The sequence below is a fragment of the Nostoc sp. MS1 genome (assembly GCF_019976755.1).
Taxonomy (GTDB): Bacteria; Cyanobacteriota; Cyanobacteriia; order Cyanobacteriales; family Nostocaceae; genus Trichormus.
In genome coordinates, this window is the sequence record NZ_AP023441.1 from 2211601 (window position 1) to 2235880 (window position 24280).

The window sequence follows — 24280 nt, forward strand, 5'->3', positions numbered from 1 at the left end:
ATTAAAATAAGCTTAAAACCATTTAGTTTGCATAGTTGAATTAAATCAAACTCTTGTAGGCTGGGCATCATGAGCAGCCTAATTATGCAAATTACAAGTGTAATAACTCACTCTATAAAACATAAATTAAAGATTTATATAATTTTCACATTAATTTATTAGAAAAACTTTGCTAATTTAGAATTTATTAATTATTCACATTCTTAGACTGTGAAATTTGAGAAATTTACATTTCATCTGTCGTTACTAGCTTGTTGCGGGGAACAATATGTAAGGAGATTAAACAAATATGAGTTAAATCTACCTTAAAGGGAGCTAGGAATTAACTTGATGCTTCACGGTAATTATGATATTCGCCTTAGCTTATTTTCTATAGCTATTGCTATCCTCACCGCATACACTACACTTGATTTAGCCGGACGAGTAGCAGAAGCTAAATCACAAGAACGTTCTCGGTGGGTTGCTGGTGGGGCAATTACGATGGGAACAGGAATTTGGGCTATGCACTTTATTGCCATGTTAGCGTTTAGTCTGCCAGTTCCTATTTATTATGATTGGTTAATTGTCGTTGTATCAGTAATACCTGCAATTCTTGCCTCTGGGTTAGCCCTTTGTTTGATTAGCTTACCAGAAATTAAACTTTTTCAACTGTTAAGCGGTAGCGTACTCATGGGTGCAGGCATTAGTGCTATGCACTACATAGGTATGGCGGCTGTTCGCTTATCAGCAAAGGTATCCTATGATTTGAACATAGTTGTATTATCCATTGCGATCGCCATTCTCATCTCTTTAATTGCACTCTGGGTTGGGTTTAAGCTTCGAGCTGATACCACTTTCAAAGGCAAATTACTCAAGCTGGGGAGTGCAATTATACTAGGTGCTGCCATACCTTCCATGCACTACACAGGTATGATAGCTACTCATTTCTCCAATCCTCAAATCGTCAACACTACCACGGTTGATACAACCAGACCTCTTTGGATGGCTGGAATTGTCGGTTTAGTTACTGTATTTTTATTAGGTTGGACTTTGCTCATCTCATTTTTTAATAAAAAGTTGAGTGTTCAAATAGTTAAAACAGTAGTCCTTAAAGAAAATCAAGAACTTCTACAGCAAGCATTACAAAAACAAGCAGACCTGGCAAATTTAGCACAAACTCGCTCTGAAGAATTAGAAGCTGCTATGCTAGCACTTCAAACAACTCAATTACAATTTATTCAAGCCGAAAAAATGTCTTCATTAGGACAAATGGTTGCTGGAGTAGCCCACGAAATTAATAATCCTGTTAACTTTATTTACGGGAATTTATTCCATGTAGAAGCTTATATGCAGGAGCTTTTAGAGTTGGTTAATGCCTATCAACAACACTATCCCGATCCTGTACCAGAAATTCTACTTCTCACAAAATCTATTGATTTACAATTTTTGCAAGAAGATTTACTAAAAACTTTAGAATCAATCCAAGCAGGAGCTACAAGAATAAAACATATTGTTGAATCTTTACGTAATTTTTCTCGTCTAGACGAAGCAGAATTAAAGACTGTAGATATCCATGAAGGGCTAAATTCTACACTACTAATACTCAAAAATCGCCTGACAAATATAGAGGGTAATAGACCAGAAGTTACAGTAATTAAGAAATATGCCCAACTCCCACTAGTAAATTGTTATCCTGGACAATTAAATCAAGCCTTCTTTAATATTCTGGCAAATGCTATTGATGCTTTAGATGAAAAGTATAATAATAACACAAAATTAAATGCTATTTTTAAGCCCATCATTAGAATTACAACTAATATTCATCAAGAGAAATGGGTAAGTATTCAAATTTTTGATAATGGGTTTGGAATTAATGAAGAAGTTCAGCGTAAAATTTATGACCCTTTTTTTACAACTAAGCCAGTAGGCAAAGGTGTAGGCTTAGGTTTATCAATCAGCTACCAGATTATTATAGAAAAACATGGAGGTAAACTCAGTTGTTTATCGGCTTATGGTCAAGGGACTACTTTTAAAATTGAAATCCCCATAGATAATGCAATTGCTGCTAGTCAATAGGTTGAAAGTAAAAGCATGTTGAAATTCACTATTTAAAAGATTAGAATTTTCTATGCTTGTAAAAATATAATTTTGTAATTTAATTATAAAATACAAATGTTGCACTAATAACCAAAGTTGCGGGTAATAGAAGATAAAAGAGGATATGGAAAGTGTAGGCACAGTAAATGAGGGATTGTCCGAACTACAATCACCATGAAAATGCAATCTGAAATATTCAGTGTAGTTGAAGATGAAGTAACATTTACAACTTAGTCAATAAAAGCTTGTTGCAGAGTATAAGCAAAAATAAAAGCTTGTAACTTCAGTAAAAACCCTTCAAATGTTACCGCATGAATAGATTTGTGAAAGCGCCTAGTAATGCCGCTAAATACAGTTTCAATGTAATGACGAATAGACTGTTTAATGTATTGAATCCACGGTGCATCTTGGCGTTTAGAGTTAATTTTTCGCATGACTTGCATCGAGATTTGACTAGTTTCAATCAAGTCATCTTCTACAGTGTAATCAAGATAGGCACAATCGGCATAAACTTGGCTCCCTGGTAGTAAATTCAAGGGTAAAGCTCCCAATCCCCGTATATCTGTCGCGCTAGCTGGCATGAACACAAATTCCACCGGAATACCTGTTTTGGTGGTTAATAACTGTACTCTCACTCCATAAAAATAACGTTTCTTCGATGCAATATAACCCCGATATTCTTCTGATTGAATCAATTTCGCATTAAAGATGCGAATATTATGAGCCACTCCGTTGCGGGGGTTCCCCCCGTTGTAGGAAGTGGCGAACCCGTAGGGTCACATATCGGCACCGGAAATGAGTCTAAAAGATATTCCGTATCTTCACTAATCTCTTTGAGTGCCATTCCTACTTGATGAAATAAATCGTTGATTAACATCGAGACTTTGTGTAATCGCCGATTAAATCGTGATTTTTCTAACATTCGTGGTATCAAATTATGGTCTTTCATATAGCTGCAAGTCTGACTGTGATTACCACCAAAGTACATAGGGCTGGCTGAATAAGGGCGAAAGATAGCAGAATGAAGAGTTTCAGGGTCAGGAAAGAAAAATAAGGTGAAAAGAAAAAGGGTAAGATAAGTAAAAATCCTTGTAGCAAGTTGCGTTAAAATGTATCGAAGAGCGCAAAAGCAAGAAAAAGCAGCAGAAAACTTTGAACTACCCTTTGGGGGAAAACTAGCGTCAGATAACCGATGGGTAATCATGGCGAACATGATACCTTGGTCAAAATTTGAAGCAGAGTACGCAGAAATATTTTCAGCAAGAATGGGAGCGCCAGCCAAAACATTTAGAATGGCGTTGGGAGCATTAATAATTAAAGAAAAATTAGGAATAAGTGACAGAGAGACAGTAGAACAAATTCGGGAGAACCCGTATCTGCAATACTTTATAGGAATGTCAGCATATAGTAATGAATCTGCATTTGACCCGTCAATGCTAGTTCATTTTAGAGAAAGGATAGATATAGAATTAGTCAATAAAATCAATCAAGAAATAGTCAGGAAGATGTTAGAAAATAAACAGGAGGTAGAAGTAAGAGCAAAAAAGCCAGAGGTCGAGGATTCAAAAAGTAAGCCAGCCAATAGAGGAAAATTAATATTAGATGCTAGTTGTGCGCCAGCAGACATAAGTTATCCGACAGATTTAGGATTATTAAATCAAGCCAGAAAGCAAACAGAAACAATCATAGATACATTATATAAGTCCTTATTAGTAAGAAATATCAACAAACCAAGAACCTACAGAAACAAAGCAAGAAAGGATTATTTAGCAGTAGCCAAGAAAAGAAAACCAACAGTTAAAGAAAGAAGGAAAGCTATCAGAAAGCAACTGCAATATATCAACAGAAATTTAACTCATATTCAGCAGCTAATAAATTTAGGTGCGTCACTATTAAAACTGAGCAACAGTCAATATAAGATGTTGCTAGTAGTAGCAGAAGTTTATCGTCAACAGTTATGGTTATATGAAAATCAAAAAATTAGTATACAAGACCGCATTGTCAGTTTAAACCAACCACACATTCGTCCGATTATCCGAGGTAAAGCCGGGAGAACAGTAGAGTTTGGGGCTAAGTTTTCAGCTAGTTACTATGATGGCTATGTATTTTTAGACCATATTAGTTGGGACAACTTTAACGAATCAGGAGACTTAAAATCACAAGTAGAAGCATACAAAAACTACACCGGATATTATCCTGAATCAGTTCATGTTGATAAGATTTATCGGACGAGGGAGAATCGAGCTTGGTGTCAAGAAAGGGGAATTAGAATTAGTGGCCCACCACTAGGTAGACCCCCCCAAAATGTCAGCCCTGAAAAGAAGAAACAAGCCGCTTATGACGAAAGGATTCGTAATTGTATTGAGGGCAAGTTTGGACAAGGTAAACGAAGATTTAGCCTTGGTAGAGTTATGGCTAAACTTCCTCATACTTCTTTCACCGCTATTGCCATAACTTTTTTAGTTATGAATCTTTCTACTCTGCTATTACGGCTTTTTTGTGTATTTTTTTGCCTATTTTTCAAAACTGAGTCTTTTTTTACTTCTTCTATTATCGAAACTGATATTTCATTAAACCTTAAACAACAAAAACTTATCTTTTTTCTGGACTGACTACTTAATCAATTTTTCTCTTCCTTTGAAATGACTTTTTCAGCAAGCCCTACATAGCTGCGATTATTGCCGTTGTGATAATTTCTCCATCGCTCATTTCACAACGACTATCTTCATCATGTCCGATCGCCTTTAATAAGTCATCTATGACAGAATATATAGTAACTATTTCATTTAACATATATCCCTCCTAATTCTCTGTCTGGAGGGATTTTCTTGTTTCTTTACCCCTATGTCATCTTTCGGAAGAGAGTAACTACTGGAGTTTAGACTAAATAGCCGCGCGACGAAGAAAAAATAAGGGGTGTGCTTGAACACAGGCCCCTTATTAGCAGAACCTGAGAGAAGAACCACCAACTCTCATCTGCCAATATGAAACGTGCCAAATTAGAGGAATTTCGTCAAGCAGCTTATAATCATTTGGGAAGAGCGCATGATGCAACATTTGAACTGATGGATGCAGTATTGCTGACTCGGAACGCTTACAGTTTGGCAGATTTAGCGCTATCACCAGCATTTAGACGTAAGTGGTCAAGCATCTACGAAGCATTACAAGATAGCAGACCGCAGCGACAAAAATTGATGCAGTTATACATCAAACAGATGCCACAACAGGGTCGTCCGTTGTTAGCAGGCGACCACACAGGTTGGTCACGCCCAGATGCAGTAACTTTGCAGGAGAGGACAATTGAACACAGCAGTGTCACCATAGCCGCAAACAAACCAATTACCGTTGGTCAGGGATATAGTACCATTGCTTGGATACCAGAGGATTCGGTCAGTTGGGCGTTACCTTTGAGACATGAGCGAATTAGCAGTTGGGAAAACCCGATACAAAAGGCCACCTGGCAACTACAGCAAGTGTGTGAAAATTTACCAAATAGACCAATTACAGTTTGGGATAGTGAGTATGGCTGCGCTCCTTTTGTGTTGAAGACGAACAATATCAAAGCGGACATTCTGGTTCGTTTGCGTTCAAATCTTTGTTTATGGGGCGCACCACCACCATATTCTGGCAAAGGGCGACCCAGGAAACATGGTGACAAATTCAAACTCAATGAACCACTCACATGGAGTGAAGCCAATGAGACTATAGAAGTCAACCATCCTCAACTGGGACGGGTGAAGGTGAGCTTGTGGTTTAATTTACACTTTCATCAAACTGCGACACGCCCAATGTCGCTGATTCGAGTTGAGCGTCTGGATGCAGAAGGCAACCTACGTATATCAAAACCTTTATGGTTGGCTTGGGTGGGAGAAGAAATGCCACCACTAGAAGAAGTTTGGCCACTCTACCTCCGACGTTTTACTGTTGACCACTGGTATCGTTTTTTGAAGCAACGCTTGCACTGGACATTACCTAAATTGAGTAGTCCCAAGCAATGTGAGCGTTGGAGTGACCTCATGCCTCTGATGACTTGGGAATTGTGGTTGGCTCGTGATATCGTTGCTGATAACCCTTTACCTTGGCACAAATCATTAGACAATTTGACTCCTGGCAGAGTTGCTCAAGCAATGGGGAGCATTTTTGCGGTGATTGGTACTCCAGCCCGTTCGCCTAAACCTCGCGGAAAGTCTCCAGGCTGGAAACCAGGAAAACCACGACAACGTAGAATTCGCTATCCCATAGTCAAAAAAACTACAACTAAGCCCCGCAAGAAGCAACCAGAATCTGCTTAGTACCTTAGATTTTCATCTCTAAAGCCTGTTTCTTGTTGCTTAGTCTAAACTCCAGTAACTAGCAACTTGGGTTAATATGGGTAAAAGCTATGGAAGGCTTGTACCAAACCTTCGTGGTTTTGTTGTGGATGATTACATTATATTTTACTACCCAAGAGAAAATGGAATTAGTATTGCACGGGTTGCAAGTGGGTATCGTGATTTAGAATCCTTGTTCACAGATGAATAAAAAAGACTCACCCCTCGCCTCTAGTCTCCAGCCCCTACCCCCTTAACCCCAAATCTACGGCGATGCGGTGGGCGCAGGCGAAGCCAGAAAAGGCGACTGCGTTTAAACCCTGTCCGGGAAATGTACTATCTCCTACACAATAAAGCCCCTTAATAGCTGTACGGTTAAAAGGCATAGATAACAACCCCCGCAGTTTCCGCCTGGGTATAGGGCCATAAGTACCATCTTCTCTGCCCAAAAAGCGGCGATGGGTGCGGGGTGTGCCTACTTCCAAATAATCTAAACCTGCATCTAAGCCAGGAAAAATTTTCTCAAGTCTGTCAATAATGTGCCAAGCTGTCTCCTCTTTCTTGGCTTCGTACTTATCCCCAGCTAACCCTTGCCAATCATTTATCCAGTGGGGTGTAAAGGCATGAATTATATGATATCCCTCTGGGGCTAAATCGGGGTCGAGTAATGTGGGAATAGAGACAAACAGTGTGCCTTCTGGCTTTGTCATGTCTTGCCAGTTTTCCAAGATAATGTGATGGCATTCTGTACTCTGTGGCAAAACTGACTGTTTTACACCCATGTGTAGGCTGAAAAAGCTGGGCGATTTTTGATAATTCTGTTGCCATTTTTTCTCATTAGCTAGCATTTCATCTACAGGTAGCAATTTTTCAAAAGTATCCCACCGTGTAGCATTAGAAACTATCCTTTTGGCTCTATAAATTTCACCGTTAGTTAGTTGCACACCGACAGCACACCCTTTTTCGGTGATGATTTTTGTTACTTTGGCTTGATACTTAATTTTACCGCCTGCTTTTTCTAAACCTTCCACCAATTTTTGCGCAATTTGACCAACCCCGCCTTTGGGGTAATTGACACCCCCATAATGCCTGTCAGAAAAGACCATACCTGCATTTATCATAGGTGTCATGGCTGCTGGAACTACAGACCAGCAGTAGCATTCCATATCGATAAACTTTAATAATTCGGGATCTTTAAGGTAGCGACGGGCAACATCGCCAACATTTTGAGGTAGGTACTTAAGTAAACCTAGACACGCTAAAGGATGCTGTAAAAAAGCCTTTAGTAAATACTGGGGTTCCTCTAATGACAACAACTCCATGCTGTTGAGGCAATTAAATACTTGCCAGCATTCGTCATAAAAGCGACGTATCCCTTCTTGTTCATGAGGAAAGTAAGCAGCAAGATTTTGCAAAAATTTATCATAAACCCGATAAACTTTCAGGTTTAAGTTGTTGGGTAAGTGGTAGTGGATTTGTACAGGATCGGCGATCGCATCTACACTAGTATCGACTGCTTGTAAGGCACGGGTGAGTAAGTTCGTAGTCCCTGTGTTACCCAAACCAAAAATCATCGAAGCCCCAACATCAAATCGATAGCCTTGACGCTCAAAGTAACCAGCACTGCCACCAGGAATTACATAGCTCTCCAATACCAGCACTTTCGCCCCTTTAGCAACAAGCTGAGTAGCTGTTACTAGTCCGCCAATGCCAGAGCCTATGACAATCACATCAAACAAAGAATCTGGGGAGTTAGTCAAATTTACGGTCATAAACGCTGCATCACTATAATCAACCAGCCAAACCGTATTTCATAATACTTGTATTCAGCTAATGCTTACGCATTTTCCCTAAATTGTCCATATTTGGGCAATTTGAACATCAAAAATTTCTGAGTTTCTACCTACACAAAAAAGAGGGACGAGCCTGCTACCGCCGGCTAATCCCGTCTGCCGATCCTTAAAGAGAGGAGAACACTGACTAATAATATAACCCTGATTGAGAATACCTGTCAACTACTAATGCAAATCTTTTGCATTAAATTTAGATAGTTAGAATGCGATCGCCAACGGCGGGGCGTAGCCCATCGCTTTCTTTCAATCCAAAAACCCATATCAATTACGAATTACGAATTAAAAGACAGAGTATGATGATGTTTCAGTTCTCATAGAAAAAGTGGCGATATCCGGCTATGACGGTACAACTGCGTGTTTACGTTCCTCCCCATCCTCTAATTAAGCACTGGTTGGCAGTTGCCCGTGATGCTGCCACACCCTCAGTTCTGTTTCGTAGTGCTATCACCGAGTTGGGTAGATGGTTAACTTATGAAGCGGCACGGGAATGGTTGCCTACAGAAGATATAACAGTACAAACGCCCTTAGATGTCTGTCCGGGAACGGTAATTAATCCCCAAGTACCTGTGGCAGTTGTGCCGATTCTCCGGGCAGGGCTAGGGTTATTAGAAGGGGCGCAAACGGTATTGCCTTTGGCTTCAATTTACCACCTGGGCTTAGTTCGTAATGAGGAGACATTAGAAGCCTCATGTTACCTCAATAAATTACCAGATAAATTTCATCCCCAAACCAGAGTGTTAATTACCGATCCCATGCTGGCAACAGGGGGATCTATCATGACTGCTATGGCAGAATTAACACAACGTGGTGTAGACCCAACTTTAGTGAGAATTGTCTCTGTAGTAGCAGCGCCACCAGCTTTGCAAAAATTAAATGCAGCTTATTCTGGTTTAATAGTTTACACTGCCACAATCGATGAAACAGTTAATGACAAAGGGTTTATCATACCGGGATTGGGTGATGCAGGCGATCGCATTTTTGGGACATGAGCTAGTATGCAGCTAGGGAAGGAAAATAACTTAATTGATGTAAAAGTTGCTTCAAGGCGGTATTATGAGTCAGCGTGATGGTTTTGCTACGGGTTTTTTTGCAGGGGCAGTATTCGGCAGTGTAGTCGGCGGTATTTTAGGGGCGGTGATTGCTTCTAGGCGGGATGAAGAATTACCCGAAGACGGGAAAGACTTAATCAATGGTTCCGGCGAAAGTAAAAAAGTTTCCAGCAAACGTCGCCAAATGATATCTTCGGATGACGAGAACCAAGAAATGGAATTAACAAGGCGATCGCTAGAAGATAAAATTGCCCAGCTTAACGCCACCATAGACGAAGTAAGAAAGCATCTGGGAAATGTTAATGGTAGCCCCAGCCAGCCGTCAGGCGATCGCTGACTCAAAAAAGATGCTTAAATTAAGTTGTATTAGCAGGGTTTTTCAGTTCCTTACGTCCCATTGCTAGATAATGGCGGTTAACGCGGCAATGATCTACATACGTCCAAGCATAGACTAAATTAAAATCAAATAAGACCGCTTTTGACACTTAGCAGGAAACTAAACCATCAATGATTTTACTGATTCAGACACTGTTAACCTTTATCAACATTTACAGCACGTTGCTGATTATTCGCGTCCTCTTGACTTGGTTCCCCCAAATCAACTGGTACAATCAACCATTCGCCGCTTTAAGCCAAATTACTGACCCCTACCTAAATTTATTTCGCTCAATTATCCCTCCTTTGGGTGGGATGGATTTTTCCCCCATCCTGGCTTTTGTCGCACTTAGTTTGGTAAGCGGACTTCTCACCAACCCTTATCTTTTACGCTTGGTGGGAGCTTATTAACTCTGCAAGTGTTTGATCATCGATATAAATTAGGGTGGATTTAGCCACCCTAATCAAAATTTAAAATTATTTCTACTAAAACTCTACCTGCGAACTTGGGCGCTAAATCCAGAAGCTTTAAACTGCTTCAGTTGTAAAGGTAAGGGCTGATTTGCAGGTACAGAAATTCTCAATTCAAAATCACTAATTCCTGGTGGAACTTCAGCAATAGAACCTAGACGAGTACGGTTTTGGATTATAGGGTCATTATTCGCATCATAAATACGCCCGTAGATATCTGCATCGTAAACCGTCTTATATGTGCCATTCTCCGCTTTACCTTTAACGATAAAGCAATTAGCCGCCGCACTGCTATTACTAGTTACAGCACCCTTTGCCAGTGCTTCTGGACACTCTTGGTAAGACAAGTCAGATAGTTTAATTTGAGTTAACGCCATAGCTGGTGGAGTCCATATCCACGATATCAACACCAAAACGCAGGATATGATAATGGGTGCGATCGGTCGTAAATAGTCCCATCTAGCTAAAGGCTGAAAATTCAATATTATGCCTGTACTGTTTTTCTTTTTCATATCTGTATCAGGTAGCAAAGAAACATACTAAAACTTTATAACGGGGAGTGGGGAGTAGATAGTGGAGAATGGGACGCACTTCCCCGATACTGCATAAATACCACAGGAACTCTCAGCCACTTTTTAGCTAATTGAGAAATGCGGAATTTAGGCTGGAGTGATGTTGGTAATTCCTCAAAGACAATTGGTACAAAGCCAAAACCTTGGTAAAACTGCGCTAGTCGCTCACCAACACACTCTAGGTAAAGCGGTTGTGTTGCTGTGACAATGAGATGATGTATAAGAAATCTAGCTAAACCGCTACCTCTCCAAGCTGAAGTGACTACTAAACTACCAAGTTCTTGCGCTTGGGAAAAATTGCGTAACTGAGCGCAAGCCACGAGCTTTTCTTGGCATTGAATTAGCCAGAATTGTTGCCAGAGGAGTTGTGTAGGGTCAAGTATAGATGAAAACACTAACCAGCGAATTGACCAAATATCCTCAGAAGTTGCTCTACGAAGTTTACATCCAGGCGGTAATGAAAAGTTCTCTTTTTCCATGAATTACCTTGCTAGTTAGGTTTTTATGCCGTTTTGTCAATCATAGATAAGTAATACTACACAATACTTCTGATAGAGGCAGAAAAGAGCGATAACTGGATTTTAGATAGATGAAATTATTATGACTATTTTATTAAAGTGATTGCTAAGAATAAACAAAGGAGTATGAGTCTATGTCTGAAGAACAAAAGCAGAAATCTAACAGCCAGGATGCTACAGCTTCTGGCGGTTATCAAACTCCCATCAACGAAGAAATTCGCAAGACTGGTGCTGCGGTTGAATCTGATGCGAAAAACAGTGCTAAACCAGAGTCACCAGGTGAAGATAGCGTTGCAGGTAGCCCCAATCAAGGTACTGAATCACGTTAATGAGATGAAAGTTTTGTCATAGTATTTGCCTCAGCAAATATTAGTGCATTTGCCGTCTTTCAATAAATTCTTGAGTGGATGTATGCAGTAAAAAGCATATTTATCCACTTGATTTTTATATATAATCTACCTTTATGGTTAAATGCGTATAAATATATATAATTGCATTTAAAAATTAATTATTAATTGATATTAACTTAAAAATAAAAATAAGTAGCATTATTTAATTAAATTTCTTATTATAAATTTGGGCAAGATAGACTTAATAAATTCTATTTGCTTGGCTTAGTTTTTAGTTCCCTATTTCATCCATTTCATATTCGCCAAAAGTATTGTAAAAGGCGGTTCTGGAGTTCCAATTGCTTATGAAACAGATGGCATTTCTATTTTTAATTTATGAATCATCCCTTGGTTCGTACTATCCTACTAATTGATAGATGCGCTCAAGAGCGGGTAAAGTTAACTCGCTATTTGCAGCAAGACAGTCTGTGTACTTATCAAATTGTAGAATTTACGACGGCAAAAGAGGCGTTAATTTGGTGCTACCAGAAAACACCAGATGTCATTTTGCTTAATTTTGCTGTAGCTGATGAAGATAGTTTAGTTATTCTAGAGCAATTGTATCCATCTAAAGAGGAGGAAAAGCCAACTTCTCTTAGTAATCACCAGACTGCCATTATCTTTTTAATAGAACCAGAAAATAAACATCTTGCTCTCCAAGCAATGAAAAGCGGTGTTCAAGATTATCTCATCAAAAATCAGATTACACCGGAAATTTTGCAGCACGTAGTTCACCATGCCATCGAACGGATGTATTTGATGCAGGAGTTAGCGGAAACTAAGGCAACTTTGCAGGAGAGTGAAGAACGTTGGCAGTTAGCGGTAAATGGCAGCAATGATTGCATTTGGGACTGGAATGTAAAAACTAATCAAGTTTTTTTCTCGCCTCGCTGGAAGCAAATGCGGGGCTTTGCCGAGGATGAAATTACCTACAGCGTAGAAGAATGGATCAGCCGGATTCACCCAGAAGATCGCGATCGCATTATGACAGCTTTGGCTAATTATATTTATCACAAAACACCCTTCTTCCAAGAAGAATACCGAGTACAGCACAAAAATGGCTCTTATTTGTGGATTTTAGATCGGGGTCAGGCTTTATGGGATGAGCTAGGTAATGTAGTCAGGATGAGCGGTTCTCAAACAGATATTACCAAGCAAAAACAAACTGAGGAAGCATTACGTAAGAGTGAACACCGCTACGCAACATTGACAGAAGCAGCCCCAGTGGCAATTTTTCGGCTTGACTTGGCAGGTAACTGTATTTATGTCAACGATCGCTGGAGTGAGATGACTGGTAAACCAAGACAAACAGCTTTAGGCCAAGGATATATATACAGCATCCATCCCGAAGACCGCGATCGTCTCTTAAGCATGTGGTATGAAGTATTGGGGCAAAGAAAAACCTATCGAAACGAAGGCAGATTTCTCCGTGCTGATGGTAGCATTATTTGGTTCTACTTGCAGGTAATACCTGAAACAGACCCCAACGATAACATTGCTGGTTATGTCGGCACACTTACAGATATTAGCGAACAACAAGCTGCCCTGCGCGATCGCATAGAAGTTGAAGCACAGCTACGCAAGATTTCTGAACGCCTCACCTTGGCTGTCCGTTCAGGTGGGTTAGGTATTTGGGAATACGATTGTATTCAAGGAAAACTCATTTGGGATGAACGAATGTACGAATTGTACGGTATTCATCCTGCCGATTTTCAAGGTGATTTTAATGCTTGGTTTAACCTTGTGCATCCAGATGATCAGGAGTATATCTGGAAAACTACGGTAGAATTTTTAAACAAAAAACAAGAATATAATATAGAGTTCCGCATCGTTCAACCGAATGGCAAAATTTGTTTTATCAAAACTTATGGTCTTCTCAAACGCAATGAAAAAGGCTTACCTTTATGGATAATTGGTATCAACCTCGATATTACAAAACGTAAACAAGCTGAACAAGAACTCATCCGCAATCGAGATTTGCGAGAGGCAATTTTTAACGAATCCACTGATGCCCTGTTTTTGGTTGACCCAGTAACATTACTCACTTTAGATTGTAATCGCCGGGCAGTAGAGCTTTTCGAGGCAAATGACAAAACTGAATTAATTGGTATTGAAGGTAGAGTTCTCCAACGCCGCCCTTTTACTAGCAATGAAATAGATGCGATCGTTGCCCAAATTGATAATAAAGGTTTTTGGAGTAAAGAAATTGAATATGTAACTCGTCAAGGTAAAGTATTCTGGGGAAACATCGCTGCTAAACCCATTACTATAGCCGGCCGTACCTTAAATTTAGTCCGGGTAACAGATATTAATGAACGTAAACAAGCAGAAGAACAGCTTTGGCGAACAAACGAACAGCTTGCTAATACCAATGCCGAACTTGCCCGTGCTACTCGCCTAAAAGACGAATTTTTGGCAAATATGAGCCATGAATTGCGTACCCCCCTCAATGCCATTTTAGGTATGTCTGAAGGCTTTCTAGAAGGTGTATTTGGCTCGATTAATCAAAAACAAGAAAAAGCGATCGCCACCATCGAACGTAGCGGTAAACATCTCCTAGAACTAATCAATGACATCCTCGACTTGTCCAAAATCGAATCAGGCAAATTAGAACTACAAATTAGCAATGTTTCAGTTAGAAGCCTCTGTGATGGTAGTCTCACCTTCATCAAACAGATGGCATTGAAAAAAAATATTCGCCTGCAAACAGAAATTGACTCTCATATTGACACTATTCAAGTAGACGATCGCCGTTTGCGGCAAGTACTCATCAACCTCCTTAGCAACGCCGTCAAATTTACTCCAGAAGGGGGGAGTGTAACTCTCAAGGTTTGGTTAGTGGGAGATGAGGGAGTAGGGGGAGATGAGGGAGATGAGGGAGACAAGGAGATTTATTACTCCGCACAGGCTGAACACCCCGCTTCAGCTAATAGTACTCAGCACTCCCCACTCCCTACTCCCCATATCTGTTTCTGCGTCATCGACACCGGTATTGGGATCAAACCAGAAGACATAAGCAAATTATTTCAGCCTTTTACTCAACTTGATAGTAGTCTTAACCGTAACTACACGGGTACAGGTTTAGGTCTAGCACTGGTAAAAAGGATTGTATCTTTACATGGAGGAACAGTTTCAGTTAGTAGTGAAGTTGGCAAAGGTAGTTGTTTCAGTTTCCGCATTCCTTATTTATTCGGGAATGAATCTCTTAACAGACAAGTAACGATTACATCACCCAGCTATCGTTTACTTGCCAAGAATGCCCCAGTTTTAATCATCGAAGATTCTGTTCCAGCATCTGACCAAATCACTCGCTACCTGAGCGAAATGGAAATGCAGTTTGTTGTTTATCCAAAAGGTGAAGGAGCTGTAGAAGAAGCTCTAAGTCTTCAACCTGGACTAATTATTCTTGATTTGCAGTTACCTAACTTATCAGGTTGGGATATTCTCTCTCAAATCAAGCTTAACCCCCTCATTCAAGACATTCCAGTCATTATTACCTCAGTGGTTGATGAACCAATCAAGGGTTTAGCTCAAGGCGCTTTTGCTTATTTAGTAAAACCTATTACCCGTAATCAACTGCAAGCAACCTTAGACAGATTGCAAAGTCCTGAGAATACAAACTCGCTTGCTGTACCTGTAGTAGCAAAACCAGCTTTGAAAGCTCCTGTAATTCTACTAGCTGAGGATAACCAAGCAAATGTTGATACTATATCCGGGTATTTAGAAAGCCGAGGGTATGACCTCATATTTGCGGAGAATGGGCAGCAAGCTATTGATTTTGCTAAACAAAAATTCCCTAACTTAATCATTATGGATATTCAAATGCCAGGAATGAATGGATTAGAAGCTATACGTAGTTTGCGTAATGACCCACAATTTGTAAACGTGCCGATAATTGCCCTAACTGCACTAGCCATGCCAAGCGATCGCGCAGCTTGTCTAGCAGCCGGAGCCAATGAATATTTAACTAAGCCGATAAAACTCAAACAACTTGTATTAACAATACAACAACTTTTAAAACAGTGAACAGTGAACACAACCTGAAAACTGAAAACTAAAAACTTGTTAAAAAGGTAGGAAAAATTTTTCATGGAAACTCAGCCATCCATTTTAGTAATTGATGATGAACCAGATAACTTTGATGTTGTGGAAACATTGCTGGATGGCGAAAATTATCAGCTACATTATGCGCCTAGTGGTCAACAAGCGATCGCACGCCTTAATAGTTTTCAGCCAGATGTCATCCTATTAGATGTAATGATGCCTAATTTAGATGGGATGGAAGTCTGCCGACGCATCAAAGCTGATACTCAATGGCAGGCAGTACCAATTATTATGGTGACGGCATTAACGGCGAAAGAAGACTTAGCTCGATGTATCGCCGCAGGAGCAGATGATTTTATTAGTAAGCCTGTCAACAGTGTAGAGTTAAGAGCTAGAGTTCATTCTATGTTGCGAATTAAGCAACAGTACGATAACTTACAAGCTTTATTCAAATTGCAGGAAGACATGGTGAATATGATTGTCCATGACCTGCGGAATCCTCTTGCTAGTATTGTTTTGTCAACAGAAATCCTCAAGTTTCCTAACTTGCGACCAACTCAACAGCAACAAAAAATTGAGCAAATTGCGATCGCTACTCAACAACTACAAACCTTGATTGATAGTCTATTAATCATGGCCAAGTTAGAATCTAGTAAAATGGTACTTAATTACACAGAAATAGACCTGTGTGCTATTTGCATATCAGCTTTAGCAGATATTGAGGAAATTGCCGGACAAAGAAACCTCACCCTCATCAGCGAACTACCTGAACCGGGTGGCATTATTAAACTAGATGCAGCGATTTTCCGGCGTGTCCTGGATAATTTACTTTCCAATGCAATTAAATTCTCGTCAGCAAAAGCACAAGTAATTCTGAAAGCAGAGTATTTAGAAACAGGTATAAAAATCCAAGTGATCGATTCAGGTATGGGAATTGCTCAAGAACTAAAACAAAGCATTTTCGAGAAGTATGAAGTCGGTAATATAGTATCAGAAGTTTCTCAACTGGGGCTAGGACTAGCATTTTGTAAAATGGCGATCGAAGCCCATAACGGCACTATCACAGTTGAAGATAATTATCCCAAAGGCTCTATTTTCACAGTATATATTCCCTAGAAACTAGTATTTTTATAACAAATTAGAATAGGCAGATTCTTGAAGAAAAGTAAGCAGTTGTTAGCCAAATTCCAAACTATTACCAATTACCGATTACCAATTACCAATTACTATCAACCTCCCTATTAATCCAAACACCTCTTAATCCTGCTGCTTTAGCCCCTTGATAATCTTCTTCGATACTATCGCCGATATGCCATGCTTCGTCAGGAGAACAATGATGTTTTTCTAAAGCAACAGCAAAAATTTTCGGATCAGGTTTTGCCGCCCCAACTTGAGAGGAGATAGTCACAGAAGAAAAGTAATGACTTAAGCCTAACCCTTGCAAAACTGAGTAAAGGCGCGAATCAAAATTAGACAGCACGCCCAATTCAATGCCTATATGTTGCCAGTTACTTAAAGATTGCACAACATCAGGGTAGATTACCCAAGGTTCGGCAGTACCAAAATGAATATAAAGCTCACCAAAAAAACTGGAAAAATCAGAAAACTGCTGTATGACACCAGCAGTTTCAAACGTATTTAGGGCAATTTTACGCCACCATTCAAACTCACGCTGGGGTATATCTTCGATATCAGCATTGGGAAATATTGGTGGTGGAGATGCTTTAAAGCTTTGAATAAATGCCTTATCCACAATTTCCGGTGCAACTTCCACACCAAATTCCTGGGCTATTTGACTATAAACTTTACCGACACTACCCTTAACACCAAAGAGTGTCCCTACCGCATCGACAAAAATAACTTTCGGCCTTTCCATGTTAGTCATTGGTCATTAGTCCACAGTCCATAGTCCATAGTCAACAGTCCAAGGTTATTCTCCCCCGCACCCCTGCTCTTCTGCTTCCCCATTTCTTAGCCCCTAGTCTTTATTACCACTCTCATTCACAGCATCAACTGCTGAGTAGATTGTTTCTATAATAGGACGTACAAGCCAGTTAAAACCGACTTTAAGCTGATGATCTAGGGTTGGTAGTCTATATAAGTATGCAAGACGACGGGCAACGTAAGCTAAAGAACCATCTAATTTAATTCCCAAGCCTGTTAAGGTGGCATTATCTTTACCTAATGCCATCATCTCCCCTGATGATTGGTAACGGAAAGGCAAGAGGGGACGCTGAGTGATAGTAGCCCAGATATTCCAAGCCGCATAGTCTGCTTGTTGAAAAGCAGCTTGTGCAGTCGCAGGGACTTGTTGACCTTCAGCATCAAGACAGTCAGCTAAGTCTCCCAGCGCAAATATTTCTGGATGGTCAAGGACTTGAAGAGTTGGTGTAGTAGTGATTTGACCACGTTGATTTTGTTTGAAAGGCAGGTTTTTGACTACATTTGTTACCCTTGTCCCCACAGTCCAAATCACTAAATCTACGGGAATGATATCTACTTGATTTTTGTACTCTAGAGAGATAGTATCTGCCCCTATTGATTCAACTTTGGTTTCCAAATCAATAAACACACCTCTTGCATCTAAAGCCTTCTTAGCTGCTTCACGGTTAAAATCGGGTGATGTGCGTAAAATTTGGTCACTAACTTCTACTAAGCGGAAGCGTCCTCTTTCCCCTAGTCTGTCAGCTAATTTACAAGCTAACTCGACACCACTGTAACCAGCCCCAACAATTGCTACACGAATTTTTTCTAAATCTGACTCTTCTAATATACGCAGTCTTTCTTCTAAACGATATGTATCAGTAAGACTGCGGAAAGGATAAGCATAGGATGTTGCACCAGGAACTAAATCTAGTGGTGTTTCTCCACCCAGCGTCAAAACTAACTGGTTATAGGGGATTTCTGGGCCATCTTGCAGTTGTACCCGTTGCTGTTCGATATCAATACCAGAGACAACTGCTTGATAAAAGCGTACACCTGTACCTTCAAGAAGTTCGATAAATGGGGGAGCAATTTCCCAAGTTTGTAGTTCTCCGGTGAGTAATTCGTATAATAGCGGAGAAAATAGAAAGCGATCGCTCTGATCTACCAGCACAATTTCCGGTTTTTGTTGAGTTTCCCAAGGCAATTGGCTTAAACGCAAAGCTGTGTAGAGACCCCCAAAGCCTCCACCAAGGATTACAATTCTCGTAGTTTGTTCAGTCATGGATTATATAGGATATTCCATCCTAGCAAGGCAACTAACTCTCAGTGTAATGATTTATTGCCCTCAATGGCCATCAACCAGCAATCTGAGTACTTTCCTTCATGTAGTTCATGAGCGGGTAATAACTTAACCTTGACAAACCCAACTTTTTCATAACAGCGAATAGCACGGGTATTTTCAACACGGGGATCAATCACAACCTTATTAGCCAAAAATACTTCAAAAATATAGTTTACAGCTACTGTTAATATTTTTGACCCAACGCCCCGATTCCAAAAATTGGGTTCTCCAATAAACAAGTCAAGTGCATAGACATTATCAGTTTTTTCTAAACAATACGTTTGTTTATCTGCCTCTGGTAAGTCATCAAGCAAACAATACTGTAAATAACCGATTGTTATATTTTGATAATATATAAAGCAAGGTTTAACCGCATCATTGCCTCTTACCATCGGCTGATATGCTTCGATAATCCTTTCCAAATCAAAAGGATTGTCTCTACCTTCATAAAATTCTAAGACTCTCTCATCACTCAACCATTTCGCCATTAATTGATAATTCTCTACCTTGTCCTCCATCAGACGAATAGTAATTTCATCTTTTGCAACTAACATAAAAAATCGTAATTCGTAACATTTAGGTTTGTTACCACTGATATTATAATCAGCAGTCTTCCATTAATAGGAATGTCAACCCATCTATAACTGAATTACGAATTACGTTAGCAAAGCGGGGCGTAGCCCATTATGAATTACGAATTATCTTTAGTTACCACCAGTTGTGATAGCTTTATTGTGAGTTGCTGTATCTTTATCTTTTCTCTGCCATTGACCATCTTTTCCTGTTTCATACTCCATGCGCACGCTGTTCCAAGCGACATCACGTGCACCATTTTCACTCATACCGTCGCTTTGCGCTGCGTTGAAAGCCGCAAGAAAAATATTTTGACCATGTTCTGGTAACTGGTCTCTAATTTCTTGGGGTAATTCATTTACTTGTTGATAAGGCATAAATCCACTCCAAAAAGTCTATCTTTGGTTTATGCTAAAAGATAAGGCAATTAATTTACCTCTTTCTATGAGTAGAGATGTAAATTTACCATCCTTGGGGCTGAGTTCAATAATCTTCTCTAATCAGCCCATAATATTAAAAACAAGTCAATAATTTGTTAATGAATAGATGATGATGTTTAATTCTAACTTGGTTCTAATTTTTACCTATAGAACTATATGATTTGATAATTAAAAATTGAATATATAATTTTTTGTTAATGAAATATAATTATTAAACTAATAAATTTGAAATTATGTAATATTTTTTAACTGTTTGTTGGGTTTCATGTATTATCAAGAAGTGTATCCTGTGGACATTGATAAAAAATAAACTCTTTAAAACTTAAAATCAATCCGCATCTCCTATGCCTCGCAAAACCTCATCCACCACAAGTGCTGCTCAAACAAAACCATTAGCTCTCTCACAGCTACATATCCGCTTAGAAGGGTTAGAGAAAGAACACCAATCTTTACTTAAAAAAATCAAAAGAAAGCGATCTGAACTGCATAATTTTGTTGAAAATATGCGTTCATTAGCAACAGAGGTTTTTCAGAAAGCAACTCCTAGCTTTACAAAAATGTCAGAGCTAGATAAAGAAATTCATACTATGTTTGCAGAAATTTTTGCCACTAGGAAATTTGGTAAGCAAACTGAGAAAAAAGTAAAAGCAGTTTATCTTAATCTTCAGATGTCTGGAATCATTAGTCCTAAATTTGACACTGAAGACTCTGATCAAGAACTAGATGATATGTTTGGTAATTTCCAGCAGGAGCATGATTTTTCTCAAGAGAGCAATTCATACCATCATTACCGACAAGCACAAGGAGAAGCAGAATCTCCTTTCGGAACAAGAACCGATGAATCTAGAAAAATCCGTCAGACGTTCCTACGATTAGCAGAAATCTTTCACCCTGATAAGGTCAAAGATAGCGATACACAGATGAATCATACAGAAATCATGAAAGAAATTAATAAAGCATATCAAGAAGGAGATTTAGCAAGACTATTGGAAATAGAACAAAAACATAAGGTAGGAGAATTTATTGATAATAATAGTGAAGATGATTTAACTAGAAAGTGTAAGACGCTAGAACAGCAAAATGAAATTTTATTAACTCAGTATGAAAATTTAAAACGAGAACTACGTTTAGTGAAAAATACGCCAGAAGGTGCAATGGTTTCTGATTCGCGTAAAGCTACTAAAGTTGGTATTGACCCTATTGCTAAAATGGTAGAATCAATAGAGGTTCAAATTAATTTAGTTAGCGAAATTCGTAATTTTGTTGAGCAATTTAAAAATCAGAAGATAACTATTAAAGAGTTTCTGAATGGACCAGAAAGCTTATACTCGTTGAAACAGGAAATGATGGAAGACCTGCTTGAGCAAATGTTGTCAGAATTAGATGAGATAGTTGTCTTCTAAATTTAGAGAATAGGTTCCGTATTTTAATGAGGTATCTCTGTTTGAAGTCAGCATCTAGAAGCTAGACTATAAAAAATGGAGTGTACCTCATATTTTTAGGTAGTTTAAATGAAAGCATTTCGGCTTGTTTACCTTAAACGCCTACCTTTGGCACTTTGTATCAGTGTTTTCTTTTTGTTAAACCCTGATTCATCCATATACTTTAAATCGATTTCTCCAGCAGCAGCAGATAATTCCAACATCTCTAAGTCTGCCTGTTTGATTTGCTGCAATACTTTGTCTTGCTTTCCTTTGTGGCTTTTTCTAGTTCGCTTCCAAATGACCCCCTTTTTTTGAGTACCTGCCTTAACCAGTCAGGACTCAATTTCACGGAGCGTTCTTGCTCTAATTTTTGGGCTAATTGAACACTATTATATGTACGTGGTTCTTGCTCCAAGCATTTTTCTAAGAACGCCATGTCAGCTTCTGCCCACCTTGATTTTCCTCCCCGCCCTGCTTTCTCCCACAGTCCTTCTAGACCTTGTTTTTCCCATCTATGCAAAACTTCTCTTACTGTTTGGGCAGTCCAGTCAAAGTGATCTGCTATCTTCTCTACGTACCAACCATGTGCGCTTAATCTGATCACTTCGGCTCGGTCTTTCACTTTCTGGGGTACATCTGCCGTTCTCAGGTTGAACAAAATTTTATCTTGCTTAGGAGTCAGAAATACCCTTAAACGGCTGCCCATATCCCTGTTACCTTGGTAGACACATTTATGTATTTACTTATCTTTACACACTTTGGTTTTTTCACCTTGTTCTACTTAAACGATAATTTCTACGATCCTCAATTAAATGGAATTAATTGGGCAGTTATTAAGACCAAATATCGACCTCATGTAGAACGATCAAAGTCAGGTAAAGAGGTAGAAATTCTGTTTAATCAGATGTTATCTGAACTTAAAACTTCTCACACTCATTACTATACTCAAGATGAGCCTGCTTATTATCAGCTTCTAGGAATTTTCTATGCTAATGCTAAAAGTACAGATTTACCAAAGCGATTAAGAGAAATTTTTCCTAAAGGCAAATTTGAATACACTGGGATTGGTTTATTTACTAAAGACATCAATGGTAAAACTTTTGTCAGATCCATATTAGAGGATGTTTGAAAAGTTTTAGGAAGTCAAAAATTAAGCCAGTCGCTTCAGCATAATACGGATCATTGCAAGGTAGATAAAAGTTTCTGATGTTTCGGGCAATAATTCATAGTCTCTGACCAATCGGCGACATCCCATAAACCAACCAAAAGTGCGTTCCACCACCCAACGTTTTTTGAGCAAAACAAAGCCCTTAGTTTGCTCTGGTCGCAGCACAACCTGGACAATCCAGCGACAAAAATTCATAACCCATTGCATGAAAGGTTCTCCATCAAACCCACCATCAACCCAGATGGTTGTTAAGCGAGACTGTGGCTGAGATTGTTTGACTCGTTTGAGAACTTGTTGACCGCCAGCGCGCTCACCCACATTGGCAGCTAGCTGTGACCAAGACTCGTAGCACTAATCCCAAGGTATCAACTGTGATAAATCGCTTACGCCCTTTAATTTTCTTACCTGAATCAAAACCTACGTCTTGACTCACCATTGCCGCACTTTTAACACTTTGACTATCGATAATGGCTTCCGATGGATTCTTGTGTCGTTCCTGGTCTATTCGCACCCACTCCCTGAGACTGTCATGGATTAACAGCCACGTCCCATCTTTGCGCCAATTACGGAAATATGTGTACACTGTCTGCCAGGGCGGAAAGTCTCCTGGTAGCCCTCGCCATCTCACTCCTTCTACCAAAATATAGAAAATTGCATTGAGAACTTCCCACGTATCGACTTCACGCTTGCGTCCTCCTGGTTTTGCCTCTGGAATCAGCTCACTGAGAAATTCATATTGGTCACGGGTCAGATTGCTGGGGTATGCTTTACTCATGTCGCTCTCTCGGTGCTGTTTACTATTCATTTACAGCTTATACTGAGAGAGCTTTTTTACTACTTTCCCGACTTTTCAAACATCCTCTTAGATGATAGTCCTGCTCTTAAGGCTGGTTTAAAAGTAGGAGATGAAATTATTAGTGTTGATGGGAAAGAATATCAGCCTATCAGCTCTTTTGCTGGCAAAGCAGAACAAAAAGTGAGAATATTGATCCAGCGATCGCCACAATTAAGCAGTCGACAAGAAGTCGTTGTAGTGCCTAAAATATATAATGCTGGCACAATGTTTTTAGAAGCTCAAACCGCCAGTATTCAAGTAATCGAACAAGCAAATCGGAAAATTGGCTATGTTCATATCTGGTCAAATGCAGCCGATCAATATCAGCAAACACTCCAGGATGAACTTATATATGGTCGTCTAAAAAACGCAGACGGCTTAATTTTGGATTTGAGAGATGGATGGGGAGGTGGCGATATCAGTTACCTCAACATCTTTACGGCAGAAAAAACTCCCAGCTTAACCAGCGTTCAACGCAACGGCCGCCGCTATACTTATCATTACCAATGGAAAAAACCTGTAGTGATGCTAGTAAATGAAGGAAGCCGCAGTAGTAAAGAAATTCTTGCCTTTAACTTCCAACAAAATCAGATTGGCCCAGTCATTGGTACTAAAACAACAGGAGCAGTAGTTGGTGGTCGTCCCTATATTATGCAGGATGGCAGCTTGCTTTACTTAGCAGTTGCAGATGTCTTCCTCAATGGTGATCAGAGATTAGAAGGTAAGGGAGTTACCCCAGACATTGACGTTCCTTTTGCCCTAGAATACGCACAAGGAGCAGACCCACAAAAGCAGAAAGCAATAGAAACTGTATTAAAAGCATTGTGATTGTAAACGCTTAGTAATCTTGTTGAAATATTCAAAACCCAGTGTAAACTTATACGCAACAGAATAAACCTTTTAAATAAACATAGC

22 protein-coding genes and 2 pseudogenes are annotated in these 24280 nt (G+C 39.5%); 12 read left to right on the forward strand and 12 right to left on the reverse strand.

Annotated elements, in window-relative coordinates; translation table 11 throughout:
- The first annotated feature begins 330 nt into the window (after positions 1-330).
- Positions 331-2055, forward strand: coding sequence for an MHYT domain-containing protein (locus NSMS1_RS09615; RefSeq protein ID WP_224092769.1), 1725 nt, complete (start codon positions 331-333; stop codon positions 2053-2055).
- 251 nt (positions 2056-2306) lie between these two features.
- On the opposite strand, the gene NSMS1_RS09620 is transcribed toward NSMS1_RS09615, so the two are convergent.
- Together NSMS1_RS09620 and NSMS1_RS09625 are read right to left on the reverse strand one after the other, a co-directional pair.
- Positions 2307-2804, reverse strand: a complete 498-nt coding sequence (locus tag NSMS1_RS09620; protein ID WP_224092650.1) for a transposase — start codon at positions 2802-2804, stop codon at positions 2307-2309.
- Positions 2768-3025, reverse strand: coding sequence for a hypothetical protein (locus tag NSMS1_RS09625; RefSeq protein WP_224092771.1), 258 nt, complete (start codon positions 3023-3025; stop codon positions 2768-2770). The genes NSMS1_RS09620 and NSMS1_RS09625 overlap by 37 nt, the downstream gene beginning before the upstream one ends.
- A gap of 160 nt (positions 3026-3185) precedes the next feature.
- Here NSMS1_RS09625 and NSMS1_RS09630 point away from each other — a divergent pair, with 160 nt between their 5' ends.
- Positions 3186-4688 carry an IS5 family transposase gene (locus tag NSMS1_RS09630; protein ID WP_224085439.1) on the forward strand — a complete coding sequence of 501 codons (1503 nt, stop codon included), beginning with the start codon at positions 3186-3188 and terminating at the stop codon, positions 4686-4688.
- 372 nt (positions 4689-5060) lie between these two features.
- Positions 5061-6368 carry an NF041680 family putative transposase gene (locus NSMS1_RS09635; protein ID WP_224087574.1) on the forward strand — a complete coding sequence of 436 codons (1308 nt, stop codon included), beginning with the start codon at positions 5061-5063 and terminating at the stop codon, positions 6366-6368.
- 263 nt (positions 6369-6631) lie between these two features.
- Here the strand turns inward: NSMS1_RS09635 and crtH are convergent, their stop codons facing one another.
- Positions 6632-8158: a carotenoid isomerase gene (gene crtH / locus NSMS1_RS09640; RefSeq protein WP_224092773.1), complete on the reverse strand. Its 1527-nt coding sequence runs from the start codon at positions 8156-8158 to the stop codon at positions 6632-6634.
- Between the two features lie 419 nt (positions 8159-8577).
- Here crtH and upp point away from each other — a divergent pair, with 419 nt between their 5' ends.
- From upp to NSMS1_RS09655, 3 genes are all read left to right on the forward strand, one after another.
- Positions 8578-9228, forward strand: coding sequence for a uracil phosphoribosyltransferase (upp, locus tag NSMS1_RS09645; RefSeq protein WP_224092775.1), 651 nt, complete (start codon positions 8578-8580; stop codon positions 9226-9228).
- 64 nt (positions 9229-9292) lie between these two features.
- Positions 9293-9625 carry a hypothetical protein gene (locus tag NSMS1_RS09650; protein WP_224092777.1) on the forward strand — a complete coding sequence of 111 codons (333 nt, stop codon included), beginning with the start codon at positions 9293-9295 and terminating at the stop codon, positions 9623-9625.
- Between the two features lie 170 nt (positions 9626-9795).
- Entirely contained in the window at positions 9796-10074 is a 279-nt protein-coding gene (locus NSMS1_RS09655) for a YggT family protein (protein ID WP_224092780.1), read from the forward strand.
- 83 nt (positions 10075-10157) lie between these two features.
- Here the strand turns inward: NSMS1_RS09655 and NSMS1_RS09660 are convergent, their stop codons facing one another.
- Positions 10158-10646 carry a biotin carboxylase gene (locus NSMS1_RS09660; protein WP_224092782.1) on the reverse strand — a complete coding sequence of 163 codons (489 nt, stop codon included), beginning with the start codon at positions 10644-10646 and terminating at the stop codon, positions 10158-10160.
- 35 nt (positions 10647-10681) lie between these two features.
- Positions 10682-11185, reverse strand: a complete 504-nt coding sequence (locus NSMS1_RS09665) for a GNAT family N-acetyltransferase (protein ID WP_224092784.1) — start codon at positions 11183-11185, stop codon at positions 10682-10684.
- Positions 11186-11358: 173 nt separating this feature from the next.
- Here NSMS1_RS09665 and NSMS1_RS09670 point away from each other — a divergent pair, with 173 nt between their 5' ends.
- The 3 genes from NSMS1_RS09670 (at position 11359) to NSMS1_RS09680 (ending at position 16773) form a co-directional block, all read left to right on the forward strand.
- The gene (locus NSMS1_RS09670) at positions 11359-11553 is read left to right on the forward strand and encodes a hypothetical protein (protein WP_224092785.1); all 195 of its coding nucleotides are present in this window, start codon (positions 11359-11361) and stop codon (positions 11551-11553) included.
- A gap of 396 nt (positions 11554-11949) precedes the next feature.
- A complete protein-coding gene (locus NSMS1_RS09675; RefSeq protein WP_224092786.1) occupies positions 11950-15639 on the forward strand; it encodes a PAS domain-containing protein in 3690 nt (1229 codons plus the stop codon).
- A 63-nt stretch (positions 15640-15702) separates the two neighbouring features.
- Complete coding sequence (locus NSMS1_RS09680) at positions 15703-16773, forward strand: hybrid sensor histidine kinase/response regulator (protein ID WP_224092787.1); 1071 nt, start codon at positions 15703-15705, stop codon at positions 16771-16773.
- A gap of 100 nt (positions 16774-16873) precedes the next feature.
- Here the strand turns inward: NSMS1_RS09680 and NSMS1_RS09685 are convergent, their stop codons facing one another.
- The 4 genes from NSMS1_RS09685 to NSMS1_RS09700 all read right to left on the reverse strand — a co-directional run bounded on the left by NSMS1_RS09685 (position 16874) and on the right by NSMS1_RS09700 (position 19875).
- Positions 16874-17533, reverse strand: a complete 660-nt coding sequence (locus NSMS1_RS09685) for an HAD-IA family hydrolase (RefSeq protein ID WP_224095183.1) — start codon at positions 17531-17533, stop codon at positions 16874-16876.
- 102 nt (positions 17534-17635) lie between these two features.
- Positions 17636-18865: an NAD(P)/FAD-dependent oxidoreductase gene (locus tag NSMS1_RS09690; RefSeq protein WP_224092789.1), complete on the reverse strand. Its 1230-nt coding sequence runs from the start codon at positions 18863-18865 to the stop codon at positions 17636-17638.
- A gap of 41 nt (positions 18866-18906) precedes the next feature.
- Complete coding sequence (locus tag NSMS1_RS09695) at positions 18907-19479, reverse strand: GNAT family N-acetyltransferase (RefSeq protein WP_224092792.1); 573 nt, start codon at positions 19477-19479, stop codon at positions 18907-18909.
- A 150-nt stretch (positions 19480-19629) separates the two neighbouring features.
- Positions 19630-19875 carry a ChaB family protein gene (locus tag NSMS1_RS09700; RefSeq protein ID WP_224092795.1) on the reverse strand — a complete coding sequence of 82 codons (246 nt, stop codon included), beginning with the start codon at positions 19873-19875 and terminating at the stop codon, positions 19630-19632.
- A gap of 407 nt (positions 19876-20282) precedes the next feature.
- Between NSMS1_RS09700 and NSMS1_RS09705 the strand changes: the two genes are divergently transcribed.
- Positions 20283-21341, forward strand: coding sequence for a J domain-containing protein (locus NSMS1_RS09705; protein ID WP_224092797.1), 1059 nt, complete (start codon positions 20283-20285; stop codon positions 21339-21341).
- Between the two features lie 128 nt (positions 21342-21469).
- Here the strand turns inward: NSMS1_RS09705 and NSMS1_RS09710 are convergent, their stop codons facing one another.
- Both NSMS1_RS09710 and NSMS1_RS09715 read right to left on the reverse strand, forming a co-directional pair.
- The gene (locus tag NSMS1_RS09710; protein WP_224092798.1) at positions 21470-21613 is read right to left on the reverse strand and encodes a hypothetical protein; all 144 of its coding nucleotides are present in this window, start codon (positions 21611-21613) and stop codon (positions 21470-21472) included.
- Positions 21586-22068: a helix-turn-helix domain-containing protein gene (locus NSMS1_RS09715; RefSeq protein ID WP_224092799.1), complete on the reverse strand. Its 483-nt coding sequence runs from the start codon at positions 22066-22068 to the stop codon at positions 21586-21588. Before NSMS1_RS09715 ends, NSMS1_RS09710 begins: the two co-directional genes overlap by 28 nt.
- Before the next feature lie 27 nt (positions 22069-22095).
- Here NSMS1_RS09715 and NSMS1_RS09720 point away from each other — a divergent pair, with 27 nt between their 5' ends.
- Positions 22096-22491, forward strand: a complete 396-nt coding sequence (locus NSMS1_RS09720) for a hypothetical protein (protein ID WP_224092800.1) — start codon at positions 22096-22098, stop codon at positions 22489-22491.
- A 21-nt stretch (positions 22492-22512) separates the two neighbouring features.
- Here the strand turns inward: NSMS1_RS09720 and NSMS1_RS09725 are convergent.
- Positions 22513-23305 (reverse strand): annotated as a pseudogene (locus NSMS1_RS09725) (IS5 family transposase).
- A gap of 72 nt (positions 23306-23377) precedes the next feature.
- On the opposite strand from NSMS1_RS09725, the pseudogene NSMS1_RS09730 reads away from it, so the two are divergent.
- A pseudogene (locus NSMS1_RS09730) lies at positions 23378-24193 on the forward strand (S41 family peptidase); the annotation flags it as partial.
- Positions 24194-24280 lie beyond the last annotated feature (87 nt).